This is a genomic window from Muricoccus harenae, from assembly GCF_009848505.1.
Taxonomy (GTDB): domain Bacteria; phylum Pseudomonadota; class Alphaproteobacteria; order Acetobacterales; family Acetobacteraceae; genus Roseomonas; species Roseomonas harenae.
Map to the genome: position 1 here is coordinate 61,022 of NZ_WWDL01000032.1, position 6,694 is coordinate 67,715.

At 69.4% G+C, this 6,694-nt stretch carries 9 protein-coding genes, 1 tRNA gene and 1 pseudogene; 5 read left to right on the forward strand and 6 right to left on the reverse strand.

The annotated features are described in order from the left end of the window. Positions 1-6 precede the first annotated feature (6 nt). The 4 genes from GSE44_RS20260 to GSE44_RS20275 all read right to left on the reverse strand — a co-directional run bounded on the left by GSE44_RS20260 (position 7) and on the right by GSE44_RS20275 (position 1,825). Entirely contained in the window at positions 7-357 is a 351-nt protein-coding gene (locus tag GSE44_RS20260) for a Rieske (2Fe-2S) protein (RefSeq protein ID WP_159350648.1), read from the reverse strand. Then, positions 354-764: an EVE domain-containing protein gene (locus GSE44_RS20265; RefSeq protein ID WP_159350649.1), complete on the reverse strand. Its 411-nt coding sequence runs from the start codon at positions 762-764 to the stop codon at positions 354-356. The genes GSE44_RS20260 and GSE44_RS20265 overlap by 4 nt, the downstream gene beginning before the upstream one ends. Further along, positions 761-1,054, reverse strand: a complete 294-nt coding sequence (locus GSE44_RS20270) for a YciI family protein (protein WP_159350650.1) — start codon at positions 1,052-1,054, stop codon at positions 761-763. Before GSE44_RS20270 ends, GSE44_RS20265 begins: the two co-directional genes overlap by 4 nt. Before the next feature lie 174 nt (positions 1,055-1,228). Further along, on the reverse strand, positions 1,229-1,825 hold the full coding sequence (locus GSE44_RS20275) for an HdeD family acid-resistance protein (protein WP_159350651.1): 597 nt from the start codon (positions 1,823-1,825) through the stop codon (positions 1,229-1,231). Between the two features lie 158 nt (positions 1,826-1,983). Between GSE44_RS20275 and GSE44_RS20280 the strand changes: the two genes are divergently transcribed. Continuing rightward, positions 1,984-2,532: a DUF4329 domain-containing protein gene (locus tag GSE44_RS20280; RefSeq protein WP_159350652.1), complete on the forward strand. Its 549-nt coding sequence runs from the start codon at positions 1,984-1,986 to the stop codon at positions 2,530-2,532. Positions 2,533-2,607: 75 nt separating this feature from the next. Here the strand turns inward: GSE44_RS20280 and GSE44_RS20285 are convergent, their stop codons facing one another. After that, positions 2,608-3,645: an alpha/beta hydrolase family protein gene (locus GSE44_RS20285; protein ID WP_235924985.1), complete on the reverse strand. Its 1,038-nt coding sequence runs from the start codon at positions 3,643-3,645 to the stop codon at positions 2,608-2,610. A gap of 134 nt (positions 3,646-3,779) precedes the next feature. Then, a tRNA-Ala gene (locus tag GSE44_RS20290) sits at positions 3,780-3,855 on the reverse strand. Between the two features lie 166 nt (positions 3,856-4,021). Between GSE44_RS20290 and GSE44_RS20295 the strand changes: the two genes are divergently transcribed. The 4 genes and pseudogenes from GSE44_RS20295 to GSE44_RS20310 all read left to right on the forward strand — a co-directional run bounded on the left by GSE44_RS20295 (position 4,022) and on the right by GSE44_RS20310 (position 6,392). Next, the gene (locus GSE44_RS20295; RefSeq protein ID WP_159350653.1) at positions 4,022-4,324 is read left to right on the forward strand and encodes a YggT family protein; all 303 of its coding nucleotides are present in this window, start codon (positions 4,022-4,024) and stop codon (positions 4,322-4,324) included. 1 nt (position 4,325) lies between these two features. Further along, positions 4,326-5,162 (forward strand): annotated as a pseudogene (gene folD / locus GSE44_RS20300) (bifunctional methylenetetrahydrofolate dehydrogenase/methenyltetrahydrofolate cyclohydrolase FolD); the annotation flags it as partial. A gap of 118 nt (positions 5,163-5,280) precedes the next feature. Beyond that, positions 5,281-5,505 carry a hypothetical protein gene (locus GSE44_RS20305; protein ID WP_159350655.1) on the forward strand — a complete coding sequence of 75 codons (225 nt, stop codon included), beginning with the start codon at positions 5,281-5,283 and terminating at the stop codon, positions 5,503-5,505. Next, positions 5,502-6,392, forward strand: coding sequence for a DMT family transporter (locus GSE44_RS20310; RefSeq protein ID WP_159350656.1), 891 nt, complete (start codon positions 5,502-5,504; stop codon positions 6,390-6,392). The genes GSE44_RS20305 and GSE44_RS20310 overlap by 4 nt, the downstream gene beginning before the upstream one ends. The last annotated feature ends 302 nt before the right edge of the window (positions 6,393-6,694 follow it).

Sequence of the window (6,694 nt, forward strand, 5' to 3'; positions counted from 1 at the left end):
AGGGCCCTAGATCCCCTCCGGCACCACCACGGTGACCCTGCCATCCTCCTCCACCCTGGCTTCCACCCCCTCCAGCGCATCCCCCGCGCAGGGGCCGGAGACGCAGAAGCCATCCTCGATCCGGAAGCGCGCGCCATGGGCGGTGCAGACGAGGTGGCGCCGGGCGCCGTCGAGGAAGCGGTCCGGCAGGCTTTCGAGCGGGATGCCGATATGCGGGCAGGAATTCACGTAGACATGCACCGTCCCGCCGCGCCGGACGGCGACCAGCCCTGTGAAGCAGCCGGGCGGGGGCGGGAAGCCGCGCGCCTGGCCATCCGGGATGTCCTCCAGGCGGCAGAGGATGCGCGTCTCCGTCAAAGCCCCGCCATGTCCGAGATGATCGCCCAGTGCTCCGGCGAGACGGGCACGACGGAAAGTCGAGACTGGCGGATCAGCGCCAGGCCTTCCAGCCGCGGCTCCGCCTTCATGGCGGCGAGCGTCACGGGCCTGGGCACGGGCTTCACGGCGCGCATGTCCACGCAGGCCCAGCGGCCGGATTCCTCGGTGGGATCAGGGTAGGCCTCGCGCGCCACCTCCACGATGCCGACGATCTCGCGGCCCTCGTTGGAATGGTAGAAGAAGGCGCGGTCGCCTTTCTTCATGGCGCGCAGGTTGTTCGCGGCCTGGGCGTTGCGCACGCCCGTCCAGGGCTCGACCTTGTTCTTCACCTGCTGGTCCCAGGAGAAGGCGTCGGGCTCGCTCTTCACCAGCCAGTAGGCGGTCATGCCACGCGCGCGCCGTCGCGGAAGACCTCGCGGAAGGCATGGACGGTCTGGGTGGCGAAGACATCCGCCTCCCAGAAGGGATCGGCCTTGGCGAAGGCCCTGGCGGTCTCGAGGTCCGGCTGCTCGGTCACGACGATGCTGCCGCGCTGCTTGCCCTCCTCGTCGAGCAGCGGGCCGACATAGCGGAGCACGGGCGCGGCCGCCTCCAGCCAGACGAGATGCTTCTGGCGGGCGGCCAGGCGGCGCTCCAGCGCGTCCGGCTTGTCATGGCTGACGATGGCGAAGAGCAAGATGGCGATCCCCTGGATGCGGGCGAATCGCCGCCCGGCGGGCGCGCATGGAAACCCCGCCCGGCTGATGGTGCAACGGGGCGGTCCGCGTCCGCCAAGCCCGGGGTGACCCGGTCCACCGCTGTGGGAGCGAAGCGACGCGCCCGGCGGGTTCCGCCGCCGGGCCGATTGGTACTAGCCCGGCGTCGGATCGTGGTGGACGCGGCGGAGGCGCAGGGCGAAGCCAATCAGCAGCGCGCCGCCGATCACCGCCTGGATGGCCACCACCCAGATCAGCGCCAGAAGCCCCGGCCCGGGCGACGCCGCCAGCCAGAGCCCCACCAGGACGCCCAGCGCGCCCCAGAGCCCCAGCATCCAGCTGCCGCTGCGCCAGGCGAGGACGATGCGGAAGATCCCCGTGGCGATAGACCAGGCCGCCACCAGCAGGACCAGCACAATGGCCGAGGCGATCGGCATCATCAGCAGCACCACGGCCCCGGCGAGGGAGAGCAGCCCATCAAGCCAGAGCCATCCGGTGCCCCCCCGCGGCGTGCCCAGCATGGCGGGGCGGCCAGTGATCGCCTGCCAGAGGGTGAAGATGCCATCCAGCGCCAGCCAGGCGGCCAGGGTGCCGAGGATCACCGCGAGGCCCAGGCCCGGCGAGAGGAAGGCGAAGATGCCGAAGAGGATGGAGACGATCCCCCGGAGCAGGAGCAGCCACCAGCCGCCTGCGAGGGCGCGGATCACCCGGAAGCGCCCCTCGGCGGGGGTGGGCGAGGTGGTGGCGGACATGGCGGTTGGCTCCTTCGCGGTTCCGCCCGTGCAGCGGCGCAACTCCGCCAAGGTTTCCGAAGGCCGCTTCCGACGCGTTCCGGTCCTGCTAACAGCCTTCCCGGGCCTCGGGACGCGCCATTACGATGGGCGCACGGATCGCCATGGAGGAAAGCGGCATGTCGGGCACGGTTCGCGGGACGGAACAACCAAAGGCCACGACCCAGAACGACATCGCACTCGAAGCGAAGGCACGCGAGCTCCTGGTGGCGATCCTTCCCACGTCGATCAAGGAGGAGAAGGAATACGGCTCGGTGATCTGCCGGAACACGCATAACGGCAAGCTCGCCCGGACGAAGCTCTACTCCGACCAGGGCCTTGGCGTAGATGTTGGCCTCAGCCTGCCGAATTGCGGGTGCAAGCCGGGCAGCGTCCCGGTCGCCTTCTACCATACCCATCCGACGGATAAGGTGCCGGACGGCAATGGGGGTTGGCTGCATGGCGACCCGGATTTCAGCCCGAAGGACAAGAGCCTGGCCTTCGACAACCAGCTGGTCGCCTTCCTCGGATCCCATGACGGACTTTTCCGGCGCTACGTGCCCACCCCGCTTCCGAGCTCGATGGTGAAAGGAAAGAAGACGTTCCACGCCACGGACGAGCAGGGAAACGTGCTGAAGGACAATGCCGGCCGGGCGGAGATCCTGAACGGCAAACTGCTGAGGAAGTAGCCAGGCAGAATTCTTGCCGGGACAGGATTTCCCGCCGCGGGCGACCAGAACCCTGCCCCGGAAGGGGCGGCAGGATCAGCGCATCAGTCCGCGGCGCTCCATCCAGGCCTGAATGCGCGCGGCGACCTCGTCGCTGTTCCGGTCCATCATGAGCATGTGGCTGTTGCCGCGCAGGCCCTCGGCCGGAAGGTCCATGATGTCGGCCGTGCCGCCGGCCTCCCGGATCACGCCCGCCCAGTTTTCCACATTGCCGCGGATTCGCTGCCAGAAGGGCGAGTCGGCGAAGTGGTCGCCCCAGACGATCAGATGCGGCACGTTGCGCAGCGGCGATGCGTCCGTTATCGCGGAAGGCGTGCCGGAGGGCTCGATCGCGATGATCGCGCGCACCTTGTCCGGCGCCGCCAGTGCGGCGTTGAAGGCGAAGTTGCCGCCCTGACTGTGCACGATGATGACGCAGGGGCAAACCGCCCGGACGTAGTCGTTATAGGCCGCCTGGATCTGGCTGTCGGTGGTGGACCAGCGTGGCACCGACTGCCGCGCGAAGGCGTCCCAGGCCGCCACCGGGAAAAGCGTATCCGGGAAGGCCCGGCGGCGGGCGGGATTGGCGTTCCACCCTTCCTGCGGGCCCACGCGGAACAGTCCCCAGCCCTCGCCCATGGTGCGGAAGACAGGCTCGCCCGCGAAGATCTCGGGGAAACGTGCCCAGCCGGCCCGGCCGCGCTCGACCGCATCGCTGACATAGACGTCATGGCCCTGGCGCAGGAAATACATCTGCCAGCCCGGGCGGCCATCTGGCGTCGTCTCCCAGGTCACGCCCGTCAGGCCGCCGCCATGCCAGAGTAGGAGAGGATAGCGGGCGCGGGGCTCCGCCAGCTTCACGTATTGCGCGTACATCCCCTCGACCATGAACTCGCCGTTGGGATCGACCCGGATGGGCGGCGCGCCCGGGGAGGGAACCATCTCGCGTACCGGCATCCCGTCCAGTGCCCGGACCCGGCCACCGACATGCATGCTGCCGATTTCGCGCACCTGTAGCGGCGGGGAAGGCGGCGTCTGGGCCTGCGCGGCACCGATGCCGAGCGCAACGGCAAGGGCGGCAAGGTGGTGCTTCAAGGCTGTCCCTCCTGTTTGCTTGAGGCAGAGGGTAGCAGCGCCGGCAGCCGGGCGGGAGCCAAGGCGGCCTTCGCGCCGCGTCAGCAGCCTTCAGCCCCTACAGGGCAAGCTTCGGAGGAGCATGGAGGAGGGGATGGTGGAGCTGAGGGGAATCGAACCCCTGGCCTCGTCATTGCGAACGACGCGCTCTCCCAACTGAGCTACAGCCCCTTAGCCATCGCCGCGCAGGCTTGGGAACCGGCGCGTGAGGGCGGCTTATTCCTCGCCGTCCCGCCGACGTCAAGCACCGGAGTGGAGCGTGCGGCTGGACGGGCCCCGGCATGGGCCATACACAACGCGACGCGGGCCAATGTGATGTGGATTCAGGGGTGGCGGGATGACAGCGATCTTCTGGCTGATCGATCAGGTGATCGGCCTCTATGTCTGGGTGCTGATCATCGCGGCGGTGTTCAGCATGCTCACCGCCTTCAACGTGCTGGACACCCGCAACCGCCTGGTCTGGACGATCGGGGACTTCCTCTGGCGGGTGACCGAGCCCGCGCTGCGGCCGATCCGGCGCTTTTTGCCGGATCTGGGCGGGATCGACCTCTCGCCGGTGGTGCTGATCCTGCTGCTCCAGGCGCTGCGAATCTTCCTGAACGTGACGGTCTTTCCCGCACTCTGGCGGCTGACGGTCTGAAATGGCCGGGCAACTCCTCGACGGAAAGGCGATCGGCGCCCGACTGCGTGCCGGGCTGGCGGAGCGGGTCGCGGGCTTTGGCTTCCGCCCCGGCCTGCGCGTGGTGCGGGTGGGCGATGACCCGGCCAGCGTCGTCTATGTCCGCTCCAAGGACCGGGCGGCGAAGGAGGCGGGCTATGACAGCGAGACGATCCTCCTGCCCGACGACGTGGCCGAGGCCGAGCTGCTTGCTGTGGTCCGCCGCCTGAACGCCGATCCCGCCGTGGACGGCATCCTGGTGCAGCTGCCCCTGCCGAAGCACATCAACCCCCAGCTGGTGCTGGAGGCGGTGGACCCTGCCAAGGACGTGGACGGCTTCCACCCGGTGAATGCCGGAAGGCTGGCCGCAGGTCTGCCCGGGCTGGTGCCCTGCACGCCCAAGGGGGTGATGCACCTGCTGGCAGAGGCCGGGGTGAAGCTCTCCGGCGCGCGGGCCGTGGTGCTGGGGCGCAGCGCCATCGTGGGCCGCCCGATGGGGGCACTGCTGCTGGCGGCCGATGCCACGGTGACGATGCTGCATTCCCGTTCCCGCGACATCGCGGAGGAATGCCGCCGCGCGGAGGTTCTGGTGGCTGCGGTCGGCCGCGCCGGGATGGTGAAGGGCGACTGGGTGGCACCGGGCGCCGTGGTGGTGGATGTCGGCATCAACCGCCTGCCCAACGGCAAGCTGGCCGGCGATGTGGAGTTCGAGGCGGCGCGGGAGCGGGCCGGCTGGATCACCCCGGTGCCGGGCGGTGTTGGGCCGATGACCATCGCCTGCCTGCTGGAGAACACGCTGGAGGCTGCGCTGGCACGCCGCGGCGCCGCGGCGCTGCAGCCCAATGGCGGCGTGGCCGAGGAGCATGCCACGCCAGAGCAATCCTACGGGCACGGCCCCGGCCTGGCCTGATCCGGTGCTGTTCAGATTTCTCCAAGGCGTGGGCGTCGCAGCCCTGCTGGGATGCGCCCTGCTGGCGCTGCAGGGCACGCCGCTGCTGGGGCCGGAATGGTCCCGGGCACGCATCCTCTATGCCGGGGCGGGCGCGGTCTCCGCGCTGACGCTGCTGGCCATGGGCACGCTTGGCCGGATGCTGCGGCGGGTCGAGGCGATGCAGACGACGCTTCTCGCGCGGCTCGATCGGGAAGGAAGCCGGCGGGAATGAAGCCGGCCGATTTCGCCCTTGCAGTGGTTTTCGTCGTCATCTGGGGCTCGGCCTTCAGCGCGGCGCGGGTGGTGGTCCTGGAATGGCCGCCCTTCTGGGGCTTGGCCTACCGCTTCATCTTGACCGCCCCGCTGCTGCTGATCCTGGCCTGGGTCACGCGCTCGCGCTGGCCGTCGCGGGGCGACCTCGGGCGCGTGGTGCTGATGGGGCTGCTCGGCACCGGCGGCTATCTCGCTTTGTCCTGGTGGGCGATGTCCCTCATCCCCTCAGGCCTCGTCGCGCTGATCACGGCCTCCACCCCGCTTGTGGTGGCGCTGGGGGAGGCGGTGTTCCTTGGACGGCGTCCCTCGATCGGTGCCTGGGCGGGCCTCGCTCTCGGCTGGGCCGGGGTGGCGGTGCTCGGCGGGGCGCGGCTGGCAGGGCATTTCGGCGCACCCCAGGGGATGGGTGAGGCGCTGGGAGTGGTGCTCGCGCTGGGCGGTGCCGTGTGCCAGGCGGCCGGGCTGCTGGCCTTCGCGCCCGCAAGGGGGCGGGTGGATCTCTGGTCCGCGACGGCGGGGCAGAGCCTGGTCAGCGCCGCGATGCTGCTGGTGATGGCTCTGGTGATGGAAGGGGCGCCGCCGGTATCGGGCAGCACCGCGGTCTGGCTCGGGCTGCTCTACAGCGTCACGGTGGTCGGGGTGGGCGGCTATGCGCTGCTGTTCGTGATGCTGCGGCGCTTCCCGCCTTCCACCGCCGCTGCCCTGCAGCTGATGGCGCCACCGGTGGCCGCGGTGATCGGCTGGATCGGGCTGGGAGAGATGCTGGGCTGGGCGGATGTCGCCGGCGGGGTGCTGACGCTCTCCGGGCTGATGCTGCTCTTCCGGGCACGCGCAAGAGAGGTGTGAAAACAACTATTTGCGCGGCGGGTGCTTAAAGTGTTCACGATCAAGACCCTTCACGCCGGAATGATTCTTGGGGCGTGACACATGTCGGTGACCTTCCCTCCTCTGAGTAGAAGGCAGAGCAACAAAGCCACATGTGAGAGCCTGACGACGACATGGTGCCGCCGCCATTTGGCTAATACCAACCGCCTCAGGTTTTGACCTGCGCCCAGGGGCGGCGCGTAATGGAGGCGATCTGCTCGGGCGTGCTCATCAGCGTGGACCAGGCGTGACAGCATGCGTCGACAATGGCGTCGTAGCTTTCC

Excerpts from the sequence above, each read along its gene's own strand:
- GSE44_RS20265 (WP_159350649.1), bottom strand. The coding sequence starts at position 764 with ATGACCGCCTACTGGCTGGTGAAGAGCGAGCCCGACGCCTTCTCCTGG.
- GSE44_RS20275 (WP_159350651.1), bottom strand. The coding sequence starts at position 1,825 with ATGTCCGCCACCACCTCGCCCACCCCCGCCGAGGGGCGCTTCCGGGTG.
- GSE44_RS20280 (WP_159350652.1), top strand. The coding sequence starts at position 1,984 with ATGTCGGGCACGGTTCGCGGGACGGAACAACCAAAGGCCACGACCCAG.
- GSE44_RS20295 (WP_159350653.1), top strand. The coding sequence starts at position 4,022 with ATGACAGCGATCTTCTGGCTGATCGATCAGGTGATCGGCCTCTATGTC.
- GSE44_RS20310 (WP_159350656.1), top strand. The coding sequence starts at position 5,502 with ATGAAGCCGGCCGATTTCGCCCTTGCAGTGGTTTTCGTCGTCATCTGG.